General features: G+C 54.4%; 16 protein-coding genes, 1 tRNA gene and 3 rRNA genes. 12 read left to right on the top strand and 8 right to left on the bottom strand.

The window, feature by feature from the left end; all coding sequences use genetic code 11:
• Window positions 1-42: 42 nt before the first annotated feature.
• Window positions 43-858 (top strand): DUF2935 domain-containing protein, encoded by an 816-nt coding sequence (locus ACKGJP_RS06415; RefSeq protein WP_409344845.1) that lies wholly within the window; start codon window positions 43-45, stop codon window positions 856-858.
• A 129-nt stretch (window positions 859-987) separates the two neighbouring features.
• Here ACKGJP_RS06415 and ACKGJP_RS06420 read toward each other — a convergent pair whose 3' ends face one another.
• Window positions 988-1,356, bottom strand: coding sequence for a DUF4180 domain-containing protein (locus ACKGJP_RS06420; RefSeq protein WP_409344846.1), 369 nt, complete (start codon window positions 1,354-1,356; stop codon window positions 988-990).
• 150 nt (window positions 1,357-1,506) lie between these two features.
• On the opposite strand from ACKGJP_RS06420, the gene ACKGJP_RS06425 reads away from it, so the two are divergent.
• The 10 genes from ACKGJP_RS06425 to ACKGJP_RS06470 all read left to right on the top strand — a co-directional run bounded on the left by ACKGJP_RS06425 (window position 1,507) and on the right by ACKGJP_RS06470 (window position 11,831).
• Window positions 1,507-2,136, top strand: coding sequence for a YhcN/YlaJ family sporulation lipoprotein (locus ACKGJP_RS06425; protein WP_409344847.1), 630 nt, complete (start codon window positions 1,507-1,509; stop codon window positions 2,134-2,136).
• A gap of 689 nt (window positions 2,137-2,825) precedes the next feature.
• Window positions 2,826-4,366: ribosomal RNA gene (locus tag ACKGJP_RS06430) — 16S ribosomal RNA — on the top strand.
• Between the two features lie 176 nt (window positions 4,367-4,542).
• Window positions 4,543-7,461: ribosomal RNA gene (locus ACKGJP_RS06435) — 23S ribosomal RNA — on the top strand.
• Between the two features lie 169 nt (window positions 7,462-7,630).
• A tRNA-Met gene (locus ACKGJP_RS06440) sits at window positions 7,631-7,707 on the top strand.
• Window positions 7,708-7,710: 3 nt separating this feature from the next.
• Window positions 7,711-7,827 (top strand): 5S ribosomal RNA (gene rrf / locus ACKGJP_RS06445).
• The 16S, 23S and 5S rRNA genes sit together here with 1 tRNA gene alongside, the layout of an rRNA operon.
• A gap of 388 nt (window positions 7,828-8,215) precedes the next feature.
• The gene (locus ACKGJP_RS06450; RefSeq protein WP_409344848.1) at window positions 8,216-9,514 is read left to right on the top strand and encodes a M20/M25/M40 family metallo-hydrolase; all 1,299 of its coding nucleotides are present in this window, start codon (window positions 8,216-8,218) and stop codon (window positions 9,512-9,514) included.
• Window positions 9,515-9,569: 55 nt separating this feature from the next.
• Entirely contained in the window at window positions 9,570-9,953 is a 384-nt protein-coding gene (locus ACKGJP_RS06455) for a RidA family protein (RefSeq protein WP_409344849.1), read from the top strand.
• Between the two features lie 21 nt (window positions 9,954-9,974).
• Window positions 9,975-10,727: an SDR family NAD(P)-dependent oxidoreductase gene (locus tag ACKGJP_RS06460; protein ID WP_409344850.1), complete on the top strand. Its 753-nt coding sequence runs from the start codon at window positions 9,975-9,977 to the stop codon at window positions 10,725-10,727.
• 34 nt (window positions 10,728-10,761) lie between these two features.
• The gene (locus ACKGJP_RS06465) at window positions 10,762-11,226 is read left to right on the top strand and encodes an alanine racemase (RefSeq protein ID WP_409344851.1); all 465 of its coding nucleotides are present in this window, start codon (window positions 10,762-10,764) and stop codon (window positions 11,224-11,226) included.
• Window positions 11,227-11,336: 110 nt separating this feature from the next.
• The gene (locus tag ACKGJP_RS06470; protein WP_409344852.1) at window positions 11,337-11,831 is read left to right on the top strand and encodes a hypothetical protein; all 495 of its coding nucleotides are present in this window, start codon (window positions 11,337-11,339) and stop codon (window positions 11,829-11,831) included.
• A 74-nt stretch (window positions 11,832-11,905) separates the two neighbouring features.
• Here ACKGJP_RS06470 and ACKGJP_RS06475 read toward each other — a convergent pair whose 3' ends face one another.
• From ACKGJP_RS06475 to ACKGJP_RS06495, 5 genes are all read right to left on the bottom strand, one after another.
• Window positions 11,906-13,465 (bottom strand): MDR family MFS transporter, encoded by a 1,560-nt coding sequence (locus tag ACKGJP_RS06475; RefSeq protein WP_409347087.1) that lies wholly within the window; start codon window positions 13,463-13,465, stop codon window positions 11,906-11,908.
• A 107-nt stretch (window positions 13,466-13,572) separates the two neighbouring features.
• Window positions 13,573-14,052, bottom strand: coding sequence for a MarR family transcriptional regulator (locus tag ACKGJP_RS06480; RefSeq protein ID WP_409344853.1), 480 nt, complete (start codon window positions 14,050-14,052; stop codon window positions 13,573-13,575).
• A 228-nt stretch (window positions 14,053-14,280) separates the two neighbouring features.
• Window positions 14,281-15,414 (bottom strand): alanine dehydrogenase, encoded by a 1,134-nt coding sequence (gene ald, locus ACKGJP_RS06485; RefSeq protein WP_409344854.1) that lies wholly within the window; start codon window positions 15,412-15,414, stop codon window positions 14,281-14,283.
• Window positions 15,415-15,567: 153 nt separating this feature from the next.
• Window positions 15,568-16,482 (bottom strand): iron-hydroxamate ABC transporter substrate-binding protein, encoded by a 915-nt coding sequence (locus ACKGJP_RS06490; RefSeq protein ID WP_409344855.1) that lies wholly within the window; start codon window positions 16,480-16,482, stop codon window positions 15,568-15,570.
• Window positions 16,483-16,663: 181 nt separating this feature from the next.
• Entirely contained in the window at window positions 16,664-17,905 is a 1,242-nt protein-coding gene (locus ACKGJP_RS06495; RefSeq protein WP_409344856.1) for a PucR family transcriptional regulator, read from the bottom strand.
• A 252-nt stretch (window positions 17,906-18,157) separates the two neighbouring features.
• Here ACKGJP_RS06495 and ilvD point away from each other — a divergent pair, with 252 nt between their 5' ends.
• Complete coding sequence (ilvD, locus tag ACKGJP_RS06500) at window positions 18,158-19,828, top strand: dihydroxy-acid dehydratase (protein WP_409347088.1); 1,671 nt, start codon at window positions 18,158-18,160, stop codon at window positions 19,826-19,828.
• Between the two features lie 241 nt (window positions 19,829-20,069).
• Here the strand turns inward: ilvD and ACKGJP_RS06505 are convergent, their stop codons facing one another.
• A complete protein-coding gene (locus ACKGJP_RS06505) occupies window positions 20,070-20,960 on the bottom strand; it encodes a manganese catalase family protein (protein ID WP_409344857.1) in 891 nt (296 codons plus the stop codon).
• A 42-nt stretch (window positions 20,961-21,002) separates the two neighbouring features.
• Window positions 21,003-21,218 (bottom strand): YuzF family protein, encoded by a 216-nt coding sequence (locus tag ACKGJP_RS06510; protein ID WP_409344858.1) that lies wholly within the window; start codon window positions 21,216-21,218, stop codon window positions 21,003-21,005.
• Window positions 21,219-21,330: the final 112 nt, after the last annotated feature.

Here is a 21,330-nt window from a genome sequence, read left to right on the forward strand (position 1 = left end):
TACGTTGCAATAGCGATAACAGATGAAGGAAGGCAGGGGGTTATGATGGCAACCGCCAAAACGACGCAAGCCGCTCTTTTCGAACACCGGTTTTGGCTCCAGCTGATGGGCGATCATGCCAGGATCATCGCGGATAAGCTGTCCCCGAAGGAAGAGGAAAGCTTTCATGCCGCGCAGCTCTATGTCCAGGCATTCGATGAACTGCTCGACAGCTCCCGCGGTCCGGACGCGGAATCGAATGTTGACGAGCTGAATCAGCAGGCGTATACGATGACGATTCAATTGCGCGCATTCAAGCTGGATTTGCTGGCCAAACGGCTGCTGGGCAAAGTGGAGGCCGGTCTTCCGCCGACGATGCTTAGTCATATGGTGAATGAACTCGAAGAGTACGTCCGCATCCTGCAGGCGCTTTCCGCAGGCAAATCGGTTCCCGTGTTCGATGCGCTTCATCACGACATGCTCTGGTTATCGAGCGCCTCCGGCCACGCCTCCTTCCTGGCAGGTGAAATGGATCCCGTCGAAAAACGGTTGATCAAGCAGTGCCGCCAATTTGAATCCCAATTTCAAGAGCATTATGTGAAGGGGGTCGAGCTTGCCGGTTACACTAGAACGCAGCTTCGGGATTATCCGGCAATGCGGCGGTTCCATCAAGAGATCAACAAGGAGATGAAACGGTTTATCGGCTTGCTTAAGGAGCTGGAGGAATTAGAGCATTCGTCGGAAGCGATCGGCCGCTTAAGTCCGTTGATGCCGGATCACGTGCTGAGGGAGGCTTACTACTACCTGCATAAGCTTGCGATGTTCGAAGCGGTTCCAAAGCCGGACGGCGACCCAACCAAACCGAGAACGGCAACCTAGAAGCCGGAACGAAACGAACGTCAAAGAAGCCCCCTGGGAAGAGGCAGCTTTCGTAATATTAGGTCAACCAGAGATTTCTGGTTGGCCTATTTTTGGGTAAACGTTTGAACTGCTGTTGATTAGTGCGGATTATGCGATGCCGTGCAGAGCTGCAAGCGCAGCCTGTTCGTCTTGTAAGAAAAACACCTGCTTGCCTTGATTGCACTCATAAATAAAATCCTTCAAGCTCTTGCTTTCGTATCCGCCAAAATCGCCGACAATGGCGATCTTTATTTGGTAGTTCGTATACTTTTGCAAAATTTCGCCGGCGAGGCGTGTGCTTAACTGGAAAAACTCCTCCGTAATGTTGGCTTTGCGGATCAGGATTTTATCGCATCCGTCGTTATACCAGACCGAAGCCATCAAATCCAATGCTCCTTGAACATCTGCGATTACGATATCCGGGCTTTCTATAATGGCAACCTTAGAGTTGCCTTGTTGGTTCATGGTTATTTTCATTTTTCTCTCCGCCTTTCTTTTTTTATGGGAAATCTGTTGATTATCTTATTTTACCGGAATTCGGCACCGAACATAAGAGCCCGCGCGGATAATTTGACTTCTCCCGACAGATGCTAATGGTTGATTCTAGAAATGAAGGGAGATCGACAAGTGAACCTGACGCGCGCAGCCGCTCTACTCCTTGCGGGCTGTATCGGGCTGTCCGTTACCGCCTGCGCCGCAAATAAGCCAAGTCGCGATATGGAGAAAAACATGAGGGAGTACGGTACCAAGACGACGAGCGACACTCGGATGCTTGAGACGGATCAACCTCCGCAAAATCGGATCGGGACGTCCGAGCAGACGAACCGTCACAACAATTCGAAGGTCGGGCAGGATCCCCAGCTTGCGGCTCGAATCCGGACGGTAAGCGGGGTGCAGCAGGCTCAGACGGCCGTCACGGACCGCAATGTTTATGTAGCCGTTCAACTGAGCGATACCGGATTAAAGAAAACGCAGCACGGCAATCCGGGCAACAAAGGGAAGCTCGGACCGAACTCCGTTCCCGACAACCGGGACAGTACGGGGCAAGCCTATCAAGGGCTGTCGCTCGATGTCAGTCAGGCGATTACCGATATGGCTAGGGCCGCCTTTCCGGACAAGAGCGTTTTCGTAACCGCGGATCAGGCGTTTTATGAAAAGCTGAATCCGGCGAACGGGCCGATCGTGAACGTCGACGATTTCAACCGGCTTGCGGAGCTCGTCTTCCGGACGAACAATAACTACCGGATGGGCAGGTAACGGAACAACATAAGCATGCCTGAAGCCACCCCGCCGCGGACGGGGTGGCTTTCGTACAAATTTCATGCTTAACCCCTCCCTCCGTCTTCCCTCGGTTTGGCGTTCTTTCCATAGGTCACCTGTAAGAATTCCCAATGTGTTTACCGATTATCCGAACACGCGCATCTCGTCTCCGCTTTGTTACGTTCCGGCAACCGACTGCTTGCTGACGGAGTATGGCTTACGGAAGTGCCGCAGCAATCAATAGATAGGGAGAAGCGTGACGCTGGCCTTGTATGCGGCTTTCTCGCCGTATATAGCACCGCTATATATGGAAACCGGGGCTTACCGTATCGATGGGGCGGATAGGCTATCTTTTGGAAACGAAAAAGAATGTTGAATCATGTCGAAAAAAAGCTTGACCATCTCCTGTTACCGTGCTATTCTAAGGTTCCTGCTTCGGACAACACCTTTTGAAAGAGAGGAAGAGAACGAAGCGAGGAAAAAAGATTTCAAAAAAAGCTTGCAAAAAGATTTGAAACATGATAATCTGTAATTCCGGCCGAGAGAGACAAGCGGTTGGGACGCAAAAGCGAGCAAAACGAATTGTCCTTTGAAAACTGAACAATGAGCGATAAAGCCAGCAAAACAAAGCAACAAATCGCATGAGCAAGTCAATATCGAAATAAAACGAAGCCTTGGCTTCAACTTTTATGGAGAGTTTGATCCTGGCTCAGGACGAACGCTGGCGGCGTGCCTAATACATGCAAGTCGAGCGGATCTTTCCTTCGGGAAAGGTTAGCGGCGGACGGGTGAGTAACACGTAGGCAACCTGCCTGTAAGACCGGGATAACTCACGGAAACGTGTGCTAAGACCGGATAGTTGGTTTCTCCACCTGGAGAGATCAGGAAAGACGGCGCAAGCTGTCACTTACAGATGGGCCTGCGGCGCATTAGCTAGTTGGTGAGGTAACGGCTCACCAAGGCGACGATGCGTAGCCGACCTGAGAGGGTGAACGGCCACACTGGGACTGAGACACGGCCCAGACTCCTACGGGAGGCAGCAGTAGGGAATCTTCGGCAATGGACGAAAGTCTGACCGAGCAACGCCGCGTGAGTGATGAAGGTTTTCGGATCGTAAAACTCTGTTGCCAGGGAAGAAGGGTGAGGAGAGTAACTGCTCTTCATTTGACGGTACCTGAGAAGAAAGCCCCGGCTAACTACGTGCCAGCAGCCGCGGTAATACGTAGGGGGCAAGCGTTGTCCGGAATTATTGGGCGTAAAGCGCGCGCAGGCGGTTGTTTAAGTCTGATGTTTAAACCCAGGGCTCAACCTTGGGTCGCATTGGAAACTGGGCAACTGGAGTGTAGGAGAGGAAAGTGGAATTCCACGTGTAGCGGTGAAATGCGTAGAGATGTGGAGGAACACCAGTGGCGAAGGCGACTTTCTGGCCTATAACTGACGCTGAGGCGCGAAAGCGTGGGGAGCAAACAGGATTAGATACCCTGGTAGTCCACGCCGTAAACGATGCATGCTAGGTGTTAGGGGTTTCGATACCCTTGGTGCCGAAGTAAACACATTAAGCATGCCGCCTGGGGAGTACGCTCGCAAGAGTGAAACTCAAAGGAATTGACGGGGACCCGCACAAGCAGTGGAGTATGTGGTTTAATTCGAAGCAACGCGAAGAACCTTACCAGGTCTTGACATCTGGATGCAAGCGTTAGAGATAGCGCCCTCCTTCGGGACATCCAAGACAGGTGGTGCATGGTTGTCGTCAGCTCGTGTCGTGAGATGTTGGGTTAAGTCCCGCAACGAGCGCAACCCTTGATCTTAGTTGCCAGCATTGAGTTGGGCACTCTAGGATGACTGCCGGTGACAAACCGGAGGAAGGTGGGGATGACGTCAAATCATCATGCCCCTTATGACCTGGGCTACACACGTACTACAATGGCCGGTACAACGGGCTGCGAAACCGCGAGGTGGAGCGAATCCTAAAAAGCCGGTCTCAGTTCGGATTGCAGGCTGCAACTCGCCTGCATGAAGTCGGAATTGCTAGTAATCGCGGATCAGCATGCCGCGGTGAATACGTTCCCGGGTCTTGTACACACCGCCCGTCACACCACGAGAGTTTACAACACCCGAAGTCGGTGAGGTAACCGCAAGGAGCCAGCCGCCGAAGGTGGGGTAGATGATTGGGGTGAAGTCGTAACAAGGTAGCCGTATCGGAAGGTGCGGCTGGATCACCTCCTTTCTATGGAGATCATGATGGCTGTAGGCCGTCGGATCAATAAGCTGGTTTTACTCGCTCATGTTCAGTTTTGAAGGGTCAATTTATTGGCTTTTCAACAGTTTGTTCCTTGAAAACTAGATAGCGAAGCAATGCAAAACATCCTTAGTTTTTTTGTAGCGATCTCGAGAGAGATCATTGGTTAAGCTACTAAGAGCACACGGAGGATGCCTAGGCGCTAGGAGCCGATGAAGGACGTGGCGAACAACGAAATGCCTCGGGGAGCCGTAAGCAGGCGTCGATCCGGGGATGTCCGAATGGGGGAACCCGCACGTGGTAATGCGCGTGTACCATACAGTGAATACATAGCTGTATCGGAGGCATACCCAGGGAACTGAAACATCTAAGTACCTGGAGGAAAAGAAAACAATAGTGATTCCGTCAGTAGCGGCGAGCGAACGCGGATTAGCCCAAACCAAGGAGCTTGCTCCTTGGGGTTGTGGGACGTCAATGTGGGAAAAGTTCGTTAGGTGAAGCGGTCTGGAAAGGCTCGCCATAGCAGGTAACAGCCCTGTAGCTCAAAACGAACGTATCCCTAGACGGATCCCGAGTAGTGCGGGGCACGTGAAACCCCGTATGAATCCGGCAGGACCATCTGCCAAGGCTAAATACTCCCTAGCGACCGATAGCGAAGCAGTACCGTGAGGGAAAGGTGAAAAGAACCGCGGGAGCGGAGTGAAATAGAACCTGAAACCGTGTGCTTACAAGAAGTCAGAGCCCGTTAATGGGTGATGGCGTGCCTTTTGTAGAATGAACCGGCGAGTTACGTTCACGTGCAAGGTTAAGCTGAAGAGGCGGAGCCGCAGCGAAAGCGAGTCTGAATAGGGCGAATGAGTACGTGGTCGTAGACCCGAAACCGTGTGATCTACCCCTGTCCAGGGTGAAGGTGCGGTAACACGCACTGGAGGCCCGAACCCACGAATGTTGAAAAATTCGGGGATGAGGTGGGGGTAGCGGAGAAATTCCAATCGAACTCGGAGATAGCTGGTTCTCCCCGAAATAGCTTTAGGGCTAGCCTCGGAATGAGAGTAGTGGAGGTAAAGCACTGATTGGGTGCGGGGCCCGCCAAGGGTTACCAAGTCCAGTCAAACTCTGAATGCCACATACTTCTGTCCGGGAGTCAGACAGTGAGTGCTAAGATCCATTGTCAAGAGGGAAACAGCCCAGACCATCAGCTAAGGTCCCCAAGTGTGTGTTAAGTGGGAAAGGATGTGGAGTTGCAAAGACAACCAGGATGTTGGCTTAGAAGCAGCCACCATTTAAAGAGTGCGTAATAGCTCACTGGTCGAGTGACTCTGCGCCGAAAATGTAACGGGGCTAAACACGCCACCGAAGCTATGGCTACAGCAGCAATGTTGTTGGGTAGGGGAGCGTTGTGTATAGGTTGAAGGTCGATCGTAAGGACGGCTGGACAGTACACAAGTGAGAATGCCGGTATGAGTAACGAAAAGACAAGTGAGAATCTTGTCCGCCGAAAGCCTAAGGGTTCCTGAGGAAGGCTCGTCCGCTCAGGGTAAGTCGGGACCTAAGGCGAGGCCGAAAGGCGTAGTCGAAGGACAACAGGTTGATATTCCTGTACCACCGTAGCCGTTTGAACGACGGGGTGACGCAGAAGGGCAAGGACGCAGACGGATGGAAGTGTCTGTCCAAGCAGTGAGGCTGATGTGTAGGCAAATCCGCACATCGAAAGGCTGGGCTGTGATGGGGAGGGAAATTTCGAAAGTACCGAAGGTCTTGTACTCATGCTGCCAAGAAAAGCCTCTAGTGAGGCGAAGGTGCCCGTACCGCAAACCGACACAGGTAGGCGAGCAGAGCATGCTAAGGCGCGCGGAAGAACTCTCGTTAAGGAACTCGGCAAAATGACCCCGTAACTTCGGGAGAAGGGGTGCCTCGGTAGGGTGAATAGCCCGAGGGGGCCGCAGTGAAAAGGCCCAAGCGACTGTTTAGCAAAAACACAGGTCTGTGCGAAGCCGCAAGGCGAAGTATACGGGCTGACGCCTGCCCGGTGCTGGAAGGTTAAGGGGAGCGGTTAGGGGCAACCCGAAGCTGTGAACCGAAGCCCCAGTAAACGGCGGCCGTAACTATAACGGTCCTAAGGTAGCGAAATTCCTTGTCAGGTAAATTCTGACCCGCACGAATGGCGTAACGACTTGGGCGCTGTCTCAACGAGAGATCCGGTGAAATTTTAATACCTGTGAAGATGCAGGTTACCCGCGACAAGACGGAAAGACCCCATGGAGCTTTACTGCAGCTTGATATTGGACTTGGGTACGATCTGTACAGGATAGGTGGGAGCCTTAGAAGCATGAGCGCCAGCTTGTGTGGAGGCGACGTTGGGATACCACCCTGATCGTATCTAGGTTCTAACCTACTCCCGTGATCCGGGAGAGGGACCGTGTCAGGCGGGCAGTTTGACTGGGGCGGTCGCCTCCTAAAGCGTAACGGAGGCGCCCCAAGGTTCCCTCAGAATGGTTGGAAATCATTCGAAGAGTGCAAAGGCATAAGGGAGCTTGACTGCGAGACAGACAAGTCGAGCAGGGACGAAAGTCGGGCTTAGTGATCCGGTGGTACCGAATGGAAGGGCCATCGCTCAACGGATAAAAGCTACCCTGGGGATAACAGGCTTATCTCCCCCAAGAGTCCACATCGACGGGGAGGTTTGGCACCTCGATGTCGGCTCATCGCATCCTGGGGCTGAAGTAGGTCCCAAGGGTTGGGCTGTTCGCCCATTAAAGCGGTACGCGAGCTGGGTTCAGAACGTCGTGAGACAGTTCGGTCCCTATCTGTCGCGGGCGCAGGAAATTTGAGAGGAGCTGTCCTTAGTACGAGAGGACCGGGATGGACGTACCGCTGGTGTACCAGTTGTTCCGCCAGGAGCATCGCTGGGTAGCCAAGTACGGACGGGATAAGCGCTGAAAGCATCTAAGCGTGAAGCCCCCCTCAAGATGAGATTTCCCAGTATGTAAGACCCCTTGAAGACGACGAGGTAGATAGGTTCGAGGTGGAAGTGCAGCAATGCATGCAGCTGACGAATACTAATCGGTCGAGGGCTTATCCAACATCTTTACATCGACAGGTGTAAGGACTACGAAGGAACAAGGATGAATAGCAAACACTTCGCATCTAGTTTTCAGGGAGTAAACCTATGCTTGAATGTGACTAGTGCACGGTAGAGCGTAGCAAGACCGCATTTGGCGATGCGGACGACCTGAATAGTTTGATCATTGACGCGGGGTGGAGCAGCCCGGTAGCTCGTCGGGCTCATAACCCGAAGGCCGCAGGTTCAAATCCTGCCCCCGCAACCAACGTTTGGTGATGATGGCGGAGGGGAACCACACGTTCCCATACCGAACACGACCGTTAAGCCCTCCAGCGCCGATTGTACTTGATCCGCAGGGATCTGGGAGAGTAGGACGTTGCCAAGCACAAAAAAGCAACCATCTTAGGATGGTTGCTTTTTTGTGCTTATGAAAGGATTGCAAAATAAGGATAACGAATTATTTGGGGGGTCAGTGTACCCGTTTTCGAACTTGAAGGAGCTGCTATTCCAAATGGAAAGCAGCTCTTCTCTATTCATGAGTCTGCGTGGAGCACATAACAATTGTATACAGGAAATCTTTAGTTCAGCCAATTGACTCTTGTTTTGAATTTTAATTTTTGTGATTACCGCTACCCCTTTCCTCATATGGTAAATGAGAAAAAAAGAGTTCGATTGACAGTAAAGTGGTTTCTTATTACACTGAACTTAGTCCAACATATAAAACTTGTATTGAACGTGTATTTATTTTTGGCGAACCGAAGGGAGAGGTTACAGTGGTACCGCAAGCGGATGCAATCGCCGAGCGCGTTAAACAGTGGGCAGGCGCCAACCGGGAACGGATCGTACGGCAGGTTATCGATTTGATCGAGTTCGATACGGTCAACCAAGTAATTACCGGCAAGGAGGAGCGCTGTCAGCACCATTTGAAAGGCGTACTGGAAGCGCTGGAGATGGAAACCGACTTGTATTCTCCTGAGGAGATCTCCGGCTTTCGGGAGCATCCCGCCTACTTCCCGGGCAAAGATTATACGGACCGGCCGAATGTGATCGGTACAAGGAAGGGAAGCGGTGGGGGAAAGTCGATCATCTTTTCCAGTCATATCGATACGACCGTAGTCGCTCCCGGCTGGAGCCGCTCGCCCTGGGAGCCGTGGATCGATGGAGACAGGCTGTACGGTCTCGGCTCCTTCGATATGAAGGGCGGTCTGGCCGCCTCCATCATGGCGGTGCAATGCCTGAGCGAGCTGGGAATCCGGCTGAGGGGCGATGTGATGATCGAATCCGTCGTAGATGAAGAGTTCGGCGGAGCGAACGGAACGCTGGCCGGCCGCATACGCGGCGGTCATCCGGATGCGGCGATCGTGCCGGAGCCGACGAATCTCGCCGTTTGCCCGGCATCCAAGGGCGGCGCTTTGTGGCGCATTACGTTTCGCGGCACGACGGGGCTTGCGTTCAGCGGAGAGACGATCGTGAATCCGGTTTACGCCGCAAGCGCATTCATGAGCTTCCTCGAAAGGTTCGAGCAAGCAAGGTGCGAGCAGCCGGGGCCGGCGCCTTGGTACGAGAACGACCGATATCTCCCGGTGGTGATTACGCGCGTGGAAGCAGGCGACATGACGGCTCCGCTCTGTGACTCCGGGCCGACGGTATGCCATGTCGACGTATGGATCGAGTGTTACCCGGGCACGGATGAGGAGCAGCTGAAGCAAGAGCTTTTGCAAGCATTTGCGCGGGACGGCGGGGAGAAGATTGTATCGGGACCGTATGCGCCGGAGTTCGGTAAAATGATCCGTTTTTTGCCCGGGTCGGAAATAGCGCCGGATTTTCCGCTTATCGGACAGCTTGCAAACGAGGTGGAACGGGTTACGGGTGAACAAGCGACCGTTCAGGGGGCGCCTTTTGCCTGCGATGCGTTCATGTTTAACCTCCATAGCCCGACGCCGGCGATCATCCTGGGACCCAAGGGTGCCAATGCTCATGCGCCTGACGAATATGCGGAAATTTCTTCGCTGCTCCAGCTTGTGGAAATATATGCCATGACAATGGTGAATTGGTGCGGTACAGAAGAATAACGGAATTAGAATAACGGAGCGGAAAGACTTCATTTGACAAGAGGAGCGATGGGAAATGAGAAAAGCGGTATATACGGAAGGATCGTCGAAGGGCGACGGCCCCTATTCGCAAGGAATCGTATCGGGAGGCTTCGTTTGGGTATCCGGGCAAGGCCCGCTTGATCCGAAGACGGGAGCGGTTGTCGGCGGAACGATCGAAGAGCAGGCAAGGCTTACGATGGATAACATCAAAGGCATAGTGGAAGCGGCGGGCAGTACGATGGACGAGGTCGTCAAAATAACGGTTTATTTAGAGCGGATGAGCGATTTTGCAGCGTTTAATCGCGTGTACCAGGAGTATTTCAGTCAGCCGTTTCCGGCGCGTACGTGCGTGCAGGCGGGGCTGGACGATATTTTGGTGGAGATCGACGCGGTTGCTAAAATTCCGGACAACGCATAAACGGACTAGTGGAGGTTGACTATGAAAAGATTCTCGGGGCAAGTCGTACTAGTAACAGGAGGCAGCAAGGGCATCGGAAGAGCGATCGCGAATCGTTTTGCCTCTGAGGGGGCTAGGCTTGCCGTACTCGATTACGATCGGGAGGAGCTGGCCAAAGCCGAGCTCGAATGGAAGGAAGCCGGCTGCGAATGCGTGACGTTCCCGGTCGACGTTAGCGATCAGGCACAGGTTGAGGGCGCGGTGGAGCAAACGATAAGCGCACTCGGCAAAATCGATGTTCTCGTCAACAACGCGGGAATCGCTTGGGAAGAGCCGTTTCTGGAAATCAAGGCGGACAACTGGCGAAAAATGCTCGACGTCAACCTGAACGGGATGTTTTATGTGGCGCAGCGCGTGGCCGCCGAGATGGTGAAGTCCGGAGGCGGAGCGATTATCAATATGGCTTCCACAAACGGGCTTGTCGGCGAAGCCAAGTATGCGCATTACAACGCTTCCAAGGGCGGGATCGTGCTTCTGACCAAAACGATGGCGCTGGAGCTGGGCGCTCACGGCATTCGCGTCAATGCGGTATGTCCGGGATATATCCAGACACCGATGTCCGAGGCGATTGACAGCCCGGAATTCATAGCGGACTATATCCGCACCAAAATCCCGTTAGGCCGCGTAGGCAAGCCGAAGGACATTGCCGGCGTATTCGCGTTCCTGGCATCCGAGGACGCCGCCTTCATCACAGGCGAAACGATCGTCGTCGACGGCGGTCAGCTGGCGTTCTAGCATTATTGACGTTTACTTAGGAGGACCTACACACATGCGCAAGCAAGAGCTGGACACCCCATATGTCATTATCGATTTGGATAAAACGGAGCGAAACATCGCGGCTATGCAGGAAGTCGCCGACAAATCCGGCATCGGCCTCAGGCCGCACGGAAAGACGCACAAGCTGCCGCCGATCGGCCGCATGCAGATTGAGGCAGGCGCAGTCGGCCTGACCGTCGCGAAGCTTGGAGAGGCCGAAGTGATGGCCGACGCGGGTATACGCGATATCCTGATCGCGTATCCGATCGTCGGCGAAGCGAAGCTCGCGCGGCTCGTTCGCTTGGCGCAGCGCGCCGACGTGACCGTCGCGCTGGACAGCCTCGACGTCGCTGCGCCGATGTCCCGCGCGGCGGAAGCCGCGGGCGTGAGCATCGGCGTCGTCGTCGAGCTGGACAGCGGCTTCGGCCGCGTCGGGCTGTCGCGCAGCTTCCCGGGCTGCGCCTGCGCGGCCTGCTGACGTTCGCCGGCCAGTCATACGACGCCGCCGATGAGGAGGCGCGCCGCGAGGTTGGCCGCGCGGAAGGCCGCGTCGCCGCAGATACGGCTGCACAGCTGCGCGAGCTCGGCTTGCAGGCCGATATCGTCAGCGTCGGCTCCACGCCTTCTTCGCGTTATGCGGCGCAGGTTGCCGGCGTGACGGATATCCGGCCGGGTACGTATGTGTTCGGCGACCTGACGCAGGTTAGCCTTAACGCGCACGCGCTGGAGAGCTGTTCGCTGACCGTTAAAGTAACGGTCGTCAGCCGCCCGGCTCCGCACCGCGCCGTTATCGACGCCGGCACGAAGGTGTTCACAATGGACGGCGACGACTCGCCGATCGGCACAGGCCGCGGATACGTGGTCGGCCGTCCCGGCATTCGCGTCGCCTGGTTTACGGAGGAGCACGGCATGCTGGAGCTGTCGCAGGAGGAGCAGGACCTCGGGCTCGCCGTAGGCGATACGCTGGAGATTATTCCTTGCCACTGCTGTGCCGTCATCAGCATGTTCGACGAAGTGGCGGCCGTACGCGGGGATGAAGTGGAAGCGATATGGCCGGTCGCAGGCCGCGGTAAAGTACGTTAAGAGGCAGGAACGTAAAACCATAAAGGGAGATGCCCCGCCGGCTATCAAGCTGCCCGGGGCATCTCCCTTATGCTTTAATGCATGCTTACTTCCGGCTTCTTCTCCGCTTTGGTATCGGAAAGCTTAATTTTCCCGACGAACAGGCTAAGCACGGCCCCTGCAAGAACGAACACCAATCCGCCGATAAAGACGAGATGCAGCGAATCGACCAAGGCGGTTTTAAGGATCGGCGCCATTTGCTCGATAAACTCCTTCGGCATTTGCTCGAGAGCCTTCGGGTTGAGCAGCATGGAGTACAAACCTTGCGGATCGTTGTGAATGCTGGTCGTAATTTGCTCCTTGAGCGCGCTTGCCTGCTCGGGAAGCTTGTTGACGACGGGAACGAGCTCTTCGTTCAGAAGAGTGCTCGATTTGTGATTCATCATCGCACCGAGAATGGTCATCCCGAACGTTCCGCCGATCGAGCGGAAAAACTGGCTGGACGACGTCACGACGCCTAGATCCGATTTTGGGAAGCTTTCCTGCAGCGCCAAGGTCAAGATCGGCATCACGAGCCCCATACCGAGCCCGATGACAACCATATAGCTGGAAGCAAGCAGCTTCGAAGTGTCGGCTCCCATCGTCGCAAGAAGCACGAACCCTCCTGCCATAACGATCATGCCGATCACCATTTGCGTGCGGACACCGATTTTTTGCACGACTTGGCCGCCGATAATGCTTGCGACGATCATCGTAATCATCATCGGCGTCATGACCGTTCCGGATGCGGACGCGCTTACGCCTACAATGCCTTGCATGAAGAGGGGAACGAACATGATTGCGCCGAACATCCCTACGGCCATCAGGAAGCCGATGCCGTTCATTAAAGTAAAGGTTTTATTTTTGAAGAAGCGTACCGGCAGTATCGGCTCTTCCGCTTTCGTTTCGATGATGACGAAGCCGGTCAGCGAGACGACGGCGATAACGAACAGGCCGATGATTTGCCAGGAGCCCCAGGCGAAATCTTTCCCCCCGAAAGTCAGTGCGAGCAGGAGGCTGACCACCCCGACGATCATCGTAACGATGCCGGGAATGTCAAACTTCACTTTTCCGGAAGCTTTATGCTTTGGAAGTCCCATGGCGATCAGGAAAGTGGCGATAATGCCGACAGGCAGGTTAATGTAGAACACCCAGCGCCAATTGGCCGCGTCGACGATCCATCCGCCGACCTGAGGTCCGATTACGGACGAAAGCCCGAACAAAGCCCCGAACACGCCCTGCCATTTGGCACGCTGCTTGCCCGTAAACAAATCCCCGATAATGATCATCGCCATAGGCATCATGACGCCTCCGCCAAGCCCTTGCAGACCGCGGAACAAAATGAGCTCGGTCATATTCTGAGCCATGCCGCACAGCGCCGACGAGACGATAAAAATAGTAAGGCCCGTCACATAAATAACGCGGCGTCCGATTAAATCCGCCAGTTTCCCCGCAATCGGCACGACGACCGTAGAGGTCAGCATATAAGCTGTCGTAAGCCATGCCATAAGGCCGAGTCCGCCCAGCTCGCCGACGATCCTCGGCATCGCCGTACCGACGATCGTACCGTCGAGGGCGCCGAACAGCATCGCGATAACGAGACCGGTCAGCAGCATGCCTTTGTGCTTAACGACAGACTGTACGTCGACCGCCGCCTTTTCCTGTATCATTTCCAAACCAACCACTCCTTATTTTCTGTGTTTATATAAACGCCAAGCGTATTTTATCGATTTTCTTCGGCGGCCAAGCGGGCTATCTTCTCCAAGCTATTGGTGAACGCCTCCAGCTCGGGCAGATCAAAATGAGCCAAGAGACGCTGCATCATCTCCCGGCGGATTCGCCGGGCTTGCTCGAACGCTTCGCGGCCTTTATCGGTGAGCTGCACCAAAACGACGCGGCGGTCTTTATCGTCGGAGCTGCGCATAACTTGACCCGATTGGACGAGCCTGTCGAGCATGACCGTAATCGCGCTAGGCTTTACTTCCATTTGCTCCGCCAGTCTTGTTAATTTGCAAGGCTCCTGCTCGTTGATCAAGTAAAGCATGTAGAACTGCGGCATGGTCAACTCGAGCTGCTGCTTGGCAAGAAGGCTTTGAAACACGTTGCCGAGAAGACGTTTGGACGTTTCGGTGGCCGTAAGAATGCGGCGCATATACGCATAGATTTCTTCATCCGAAGCCATTCGTACACCTGCTTTCATCATGCCGCTTTCCTATGGCATATAGTTAAATGGTGAAAAATTTAAATAGTATAATAGTTAAATGGTTTAAATAAATAATACGACTGTTAGGCGATGCCGTCAACATGAAAAAATTACGCCTTCCACCAGCGCTTCGGGCGAGCCGCATACCCCACCCGATTGGTTTAGGACCGTGCGAGCAGCAGCAAAAAGGCCTCCCGCAAAGGGAAGCCTCATCATTAGCTTATCGGTTCAGGAAACGGCGAGTTTCTTTTGCCACACATGGTCTACCGGCACATAGTCCGCTTTCAGATCGCGCGCCACCGGCTCGTAAGTAATAAAGCCGTTTGCGGTGTTTACGCCCAGCTTGAGCGCCGCATTGTCCTCAATCGCCTGCAGAACGCCTTTATTGGCGATTTGCAGCGCATAAGGCATCGTGACGTTCGTGAGCGCATAGGTCGACGTAACGGGCACGGCCCCCGGCATGTTGGCGACCGCATAGTGGACGATTCCGTGCTTGACGTAAGTCGGGTTGTCATGCGTCGTTACATGATCGGCCGTCTCCACGATGCCGCCTTGATCGATGGCTACGTCCACGATGACCGAGCCGGGCTTCATCGTTTGCACCATCGCTTCGCTTACAAGCTTCGGCGCCTTCGCACCCGGAATCAAGACGGCTCCTATAACCAGATCCGACTCGGCTACCGCTTGCGCGATATTATGCGGATTGGATACGAGCGTTTGAATGTCTCTGCCGAACCGGTCGTCCAGAACGCGCAGCCTTTCGGGATCGAGGTCGATGACGGTGACGTCCGCGCCAAGCCCGACGGCAATTTGGGCAGCGTTCACGCCTACGACGCCTCCGCCGATTACGGTAACCCGTCCGCGCTTGACCCCGGGAACTCCAGCCAGAAGCAAGCCTTTGCCGCCATGCGGCTTTTCAAGAAACTGGGCGCCGATCTGCGCGGCCATTCGTCCGGCGATTTCGCTCATCGGCACGAGAAGCGGAAGCGTTTTGCCGACGGCTACGGTTTCGTAAGCGATCGCCGTAACCTTCTTCTCGGTCAGCGCTTTAGCGAGCGCTGGCTCGGCCGCCAAATGCAAATACGTAAACAAGACGAGCCCTTCGCGGAAGTAGCCGTATTCCGAAGCCATAGGCTCCTTCACCTTCATCACCATATCGGCAGCGTTCCAAACGTCAGCAGCTTGCTCCAGCAGCTCTGCGCCCGCCTTCTCATAGGCTTCGTCGGCAAAGCCGCTGCCCGTTCCGGCATTTCGTTCTATAAGTACCCGGTGTCCGGCTTTGACGAATGCGCTTGCACCGGCCGGCGTCAAAGCGACGCGGTTTTCATTATTTTTAATTTCCTTCGGTACGCCGATGATCATGTGAAACCCCTCCATGTTTTAGCCCGCTTCGCTTGCGGCGACGCTAATAGCTTTCTAAGAAAAGTATAGAGCATGAAGGGGGACGGCTTCCTCGTGCGTTTCCATGAATTGTCCGGGAACGGTTTGTGTTTTTCTACAAATGAAGAGCAGCCGTCAACCTTGCGTCAGCTTCTCCACGATGAATGCAAGCTGGGCTTCCAGTGAGACCGGATCGTTGTAGTAAGCGCCTTTGGGCTCCAGCTGGTACACGCGCTTGTTCGCTACGGCCGGAAGTCCTTTCCAAATAGAGTTCCCATATACGACCTCCGGATCCGACGTATCCCCCGACCACGGACATGTGAAAATAATATCGCCCGCAAAATCAGGCAAGCTTTCAAGCGAAAGATTCGCCCATCCTTTTCCGCTGTCGATCGCTTCCTTCTGAACCATTTGAGGCGCCTTCAATTGGAATTCGCCATAAATGATTTCGCCGCCTCTGCCGTAGTTATGGCCGAACGCATAAATGCCTTTGGCATACGGATTGAGAATGGACACCGTCTTGCTTCCTACAGCCGCCTCAACCTTCGGCTTCGCTTCTGCGATCTTTTTGTCCCAACTTGCAATCCAGGCATTTGCTTGATCGACGCGATTGGTTATTTTACCGAACTCGAGCAGCTGTTCTTTGAATGTTTTTTTGCCGTAGTCGATCGCCACGGTCGGCGCGACTTTGGCAAGCTGATCAAGGTAGTCGATGCCGTTGAACGTAATAATCAGATCGGGCTTCAGCTCCAAAATTTTCTCAACCGACTTGGTGTCCCCTATGCTTTCGATGCCGTCGGTTTTTCCTTTGAAATACGGGTTTTCCAAAGCTGTAGAGGAAACGCCTACCGGTTTGATTCCAAGCGCCAAAAAATCGCCTACATAGCTGTCTGCCAGAACGACGATGCGCTTCGGATTTTTGGGCATCTGCACTTCGCCGTTAGCCGCCTTATAGGCAACCGTTCCTCCGGAATCGGATGGAGCGGCGCTGGGGGAAGTGCCTTTCTGATCTACGGCGGCGCTGCCGCAAGCGGATACGATCGCCAGCATAATTAGTAATAATGATTATCATTATCAATTATTAGAATATCACGTTTACGTTCAGATGACAAGAGAGCAAGCGAGCGCTAACCAAAGATTGTTTAGGCCGGTTTCCTTTTCGAGCTCACGAAAAAGACCTTCATGCGGAATGAAGGTCCGTCGAATGACTAAGTTTGCACCTTACGCCGGCTTATGACCGAAGCTTTCCGTATTTCTCCGCTTGCAGCTCCAGATAAACGGCTATTTTCTGATCCGCGTCGTCCAAATCGATGCCGCCGATCTCCGATATGCGCTTGAGCCGGTAGGTCAGCGTATTGGTGTGTACGTGCAGGGAGACGGCTGCTTCCTTGGCATTGCTGTCGCAAGCCAAAAACCGCTCCAGCGTTTCCGTCAGACAGCCGTTGTTGTACCGGTCGTACTCGCGAAGCTTCGCGAGCCCTCGATGCTCGAAAGGATGCTTTTCCTTGTGCTGCCAGATGCCGGGCAAATACCGGTAAAGACCAAGCTCGTGATAGACGTGAACGCTTCGCAGCTTATCGAAAAAGGCGGGCTTCATGTCAAGCACCGTCAACGCTTCCCGGTATCCGGCCTCCACGAGCGCATAGCTGCTGTAGAAAGAACCGGCGCCGCCCGTCACCTCCGGTTGTCCCGCCAGACGTTCGCTGAATTGCGCGGTTAGCGCTACGATAAATCCGCCGACGGTCTGTTCGGGGTTCGGCTCCTTCTCCACGCCAAACAACAGGATTAGCCGGTTCCGGTCGACCGCCCGCAGCACGACCCGCGCATTAGGGCGAACCGCCATCATATCGTAAAGCTGCTGCTGGATGTCTCCTACATCCTTGCTGAACTGCATGACGATGACGGTGTAAGCTCCCGGTAGCGCTAACCCGAGCTGTTTGGCTTTATCGCGAATCGTTTCGTGATTATTCAGATGGCCGGTCAGCATTTGCCAGAAAAACTCTTGGCGGCCTTCCTCTTCCTGCCGAGCCAGCATCCGGTGGTGGAGCAGCTTCGTCCGCACCGCGAGAGCCGCTTTGGACAGATGGCCGAGTGCTTCCGCATCGAGCTCACGTTCGTTCTCCATGACCCAAATATAGCCGAGCACATCCTCGTTTTTGCGCACCGCAACCGCCACCCGGCGGCCGAGACCGACATTGTCGATCGGCTCGATCTTGACCGGCTCCGGGCTTTGGAGCAAACGATGCATGATGCCGCCCTGCCAAAGCGATTGAATGACGTGCTCGGGAACGCGTCTTCCCACGATGGTAGCCGTCCGTGCCGGGTCGATCTGGCGGTCGTGCGAGCTGTAGGCCAACAGACGGTGACCGGCGTCCTCGATCGTGATCGGACATTGCAGCACTTCGCTGATCGCATCCGCAAGCGTTTCCAGGCTGTCGAAATGCCCGTCGAAAACATTTTTCCTTCTATTCATCCGTCTCTCTTCTCCGTTCATGTTGACGGTCTTCTACCGAAATTAAAACGCACCGGAGAACGGATTGTCAATCGCTTTTCTGAAGGCGATCTTTAATTCGGCCGAATCCCGGCAAATACAGGGACTGGCTTGCCAAAGAGAGGGATGTGCACTACAATTTAAAGCAGTAAAGTAAACTTCGCTCTCATATTAAATGTGAACGATAACATTTTTCCGCTCAGGAGGGGTATCATGACTACAGCTAAAGGCAAAATGCGCAGCGACATGATCAAAAAAGGCTTCGACCGCGCGCCTCACCGCAGTTTGCTGCGTGCAGCCGGCGTTAAAGAAGAAGATTTCGGCAAACCGTTTATCGCGGTCTGCAACTCGTACATCGATATCGTACCGGGTCACGTTCATCTTCAGGAATTCGGCAAAATCGTCAAAGAAGCGATCCGCGAAGCGGGCGGCGTGCCGTTCGAATTCAACACGATTGGTGTCGACGACGGCATTGCAATGGGTCATATCGGTATGCGTTACTCGCTTCCGAGCCGCGAAATTATCGCCGATTCGCTCGAAACCGTCGTTGCGGCTCACTGGTTCGACGGCATGGTTTGTATCCCGAACTGCGACAAAATTACGCCGGGCATGATGATGGGCGCGCTTCGCGTCAACATTCCGACCGTATTCGTCAGCGGCGGACCGATGAAGGCCGGTAAAGACTCGAACGGCAAATCGATCTCGCTATCGTCCGTGTTCGAGGGAGTAGGCGCATACCAAGCCGGTAAAATCGACGACAAAGGGCTTCTCGAGCTTGAACAATATGGTTGTCCGACATGCGGCTCTTGTTCCGGGATGTTCACCGCCAACTCGATGAACTGTCTGGCCGAAGGACTGGGCCTTGCGCTCCCGGGCAACGGTACGATTCTCGCGATCTGGGAAGAGCGCAAAGAATTCGTTAAGCGCTCCGCCAAGCAGCTGATGGAACTGATCAAAACCGACATCAAGCCCCGCGATATCGTGACGATCGACGCGATCGACAACGCATTCGCGCTGGACATGGCGATGGGCGGGTCGACGAACACCGTTCTGCATACACTGGCTTTGGCGCATGAAGCGGGCTTCGAATACCCGATCGAACGCATCAACGAAGTGGCCAAACGCGTACCGCATCTGGCCAAAATCGCACCGGCCTCCGATTACCATATCGAAGACGTGCATATGGCGGGCGGCGTCAGTGCAATCATCAACGAAGTGCTCAAGAAGCCGGGCGCGATGAACGGCGACTGCATCACCGTAACCGGCAAAACGCTTCGCGAAAACGTAGCGGGCTGCGATATCCTGAATTCCGACGTTATCCGTTCGATCGACAATCCGCACAGTGCGGAAGGCGGTCTTTCGGTCCTGTTCGGCAACTTGGCGCCTAACGGCTCGATCATTAAAGTCGGCGCGGTCGACAAATCCGTCGGCGGCCGTCACGTCGGTCCGGCTATCTGCTTCGACTCGCAAGAGGAAGCGTTGGAAGGTATCGCGAACGGCAAAGTAAAAGAAGGCCACGTCGTCGTTATCCGCTACGAAGGACCGAAGGGCGGACCGGGCATGCCGGAAATGCTTGCGCCAACGTCCCAAATCGTCGGCATGGGCCTCGGAGCCAAAGTCGGTCTGATCACGGACGGCCGTTTCTCCGGCGCATCCCGCGGCATCAGCATCGGCCACATTTCGCCGGAAGCGGCTGAAGGCGGACCGATCGCATTCGTCGAGGACGGCGATATCATCGACCTCGATCTGGCCAACCGCAAGATCGAGCTGCAAATCAGCGACGAAGAGATGGAACGCCGCAAAGCCAACTGGAAAGGCTTTGAGCCGAAGGTAAAAACCGGCTATCTGGCCCGTTATTCGAAGCTTGTCACATCCGCCAGCACGGGCGGCGTTATGAAAGTATAGTCATATGATATACGAAAACTCCCAGACGCAATCAAGCGGCTGGGAGTTTTTTTCAATAGGCAATACCTAAGCGAGCGAGCATAGCATTCAAAATGCTGCACATTTTGCAACATGCGAGCCTCTAATCGGACTGAATGCGGCTAAGTGTTTTACAGCATACAATAATAATCAAAATGCTTCGTTTCTGCTCATTTACAGCCGAATTGTTGTAAAAAATACAGCATTCCGTTTGTATGCGGCTCTACTGACTATAACCAAGCCGCTTGGCGATTTCGGCATAGTGATCCTTCGTGATCCCCGGCGCGAATTCCTCCGGCAGGTCGCTCAAATCCGGAATCGGATGCCCTTGCGGCGCGCCGTATACCACTTGCAGCGGCTGGCCGGTGTCCGGGTTCGTTCCCTTCCAGATCCGATCGATATCCCGGTATTCGGTTTCGCTCCACGTGTATAAAATATTGTCCAGACCCTGTGCGATATACTTGCGCGAACAATCGAAGCAGGAGTTGTCGAGGTTCGGAATCGGCAGCATCTTGGCCAGATCGACGTCGGTGACAATCTCCAGCGCTTTGGCATAGGCGAGTATATGTACCCCGCCGCGAACGAGCAAATAGCCGATCATCTCCCGCGCCGTCGGGTGATCGGTCATTTCGTAAACGCGCATTTTATGCGTGCGCGCGCCTATCTCCAGAAAGAAATTATGCAGCAAATCAAGCGTAAGATTTCCGCTGTTGAATACGTAATCTCCGTTCCATGACTTGCCCATCGAATCGCCGGGCATCGAGGTTTGGGCCGTAGCGATGAAATGGTACGTATTCCTTTTGTTCAGCCCGTTCTGCAGCGGAGTGACGTCGGGCGTTCCGGGAAACGTCGTTTGTGTGGTCAGCAGGTTGATCGTATTCGAGACAAGCTCGACATGGCCGAACTCTTCGGCGGTTATGCTGGCGACAAGGTCGTAAAACGGTTTGAATTTGCTTTTGTTGCGGAAATTGAACGACTGATACATATAGTTGTTGAGCGTGGACATTTCGCCGAAGCGTCCCCCGAGCAGCTCTTGAACCGCTGCGGCAGCGTTGGCGTCCCCGTGGGCGGGGACGGGCAAATCGATCGCCAGCTTATTGATTCGTTTAAACATCGCCTCTCCTCCAGTCCGTTAACGGCTTCCTGCCGGTAGACGTCAGCATGGCGTAACCCAGACGATTTGAGCGGTCCGGATAAAGAACGGCACGCCGCTAACCTCGACGACGATATGATCGGGTGCTGCGCTCTTCAACAGCCCGCGTACGCTGCCGGCGGCGGTTTGCACGACGATTCCGCCTCCGACGGCGCTTTGCAGCGTCTGATAAAGATAAGGCTCGAATGAGCCCGCGGCAGACATCGATGGATTGTACATGTGTAACACGCCCCTTTTCCCAAGGTATCCCCATGCATATATATGAAGAAGCAGGCATGTCTCATGTTGAGAAGTTGCTTGGCGATGCCGCAAGGAGCGGAATGAACGGAAA

The organism is Paenibacillus litoralis (genome assembly GCF_046244365.1).
Taxonomy (GTDB): domain Bacteria; phylum Bacillota; class Bacilli; order Paenibacillales; family NBRC-103111; genus Paenibacillus_V.

Bases quoted from the DNA above. Each gene is read 5' to 3' on its own strand.
- ACKGJP_RS06455 (WP_409344849.1), top strand. From the start codon at position 9,570: ATGAGAAAAGCGGTATATACGGAAGGATCGTCGAAGGGCGACGGCCCC.
- ACKGJP_RS06460 (WP_409344850.1), top strand. From the start codon at position 9,975: ATGAAAAGATTCTCGGGGCAAGTCGTACTAGTAACAGGAGGCAGCAAG.
- ACKGJP_RS06420 (WP_409344846.1), bottom strand. From the start codon at position 1,356: ATGAAAATAACCATGAACCAACAAGGCAACTCTAAGGTTGCCATTATA.
- ACKGJP_RS06495 (WP_409344856.1), bottom strand. From the start codon at position 17,905: ATGAATAGAAGGAAAAATGTTTTCGACGGGCATTTCGACAGCCTGGAA.
- ACKGJP_RS06510 (WP_409344858.1), bottom strand. From the start codon at position 21,218: ATGTACAATCCATCGATGTCTGCCGCGGGCTCATTCGAGCCTTATCTT.
- ACKGJP_RS06490 (WP_409344855.1), bottom strand. From the start codon at position 16,482: ATGCTGGCGATCGTATCCGCTTGCGGCAGCGCCGCCGTAGATCAGAAA.
- ilvD (WP_409347088.1), top strand. From the start codon at position 18,158: ATGCGCAGCGACATGATCAAAAAAGGCTTCGACCGCGCGCCTCACCGC.
- ACKGJP_RS06475 (WP_409347087.1), bottom strand. From the start codon at position 13,465: ATGCTGCTGACCGGTCTCGTTATCGCGATGCTGTTCGGCGCCCTCGAC.
- ACKGJP_RS06505 (WP_409344857.1), bottom strand. From the start codon at position 20,960: ATGTTTAAACGAATCAATAAGCTGGCGATCGATTTGCCCGTCCCCGCC.
- ACKGJP_RS06465 (WP_409344851.1), top strand. From the start codon at position 10,762: ATGCGCAAGCAAGAGCTGGACACCCCATATGTCATTATCGATTTGGAT.
- ACKGJP_RS06415 (WP_409344845.1), top strand. From the start codon at position 43: ATGATGGCAACCGCCAAAACGACGCAAGCCGCTCTTTTCGAACACCGG.
- ACKGJP_RS06480 (WP_409344853.1), bottom strand. From the start codon at position 14,052: ATGATGAAAGCAGGTGTACGAATGGCTTCGGATGAAGAAATCTATGCG.
- ald (WP_409344854.1), bottom strand. From the start codon at position 15,414: ATGATCATCGGCGTACCGAAGGAAATTAAAAATAATGAAAACCGCGTC.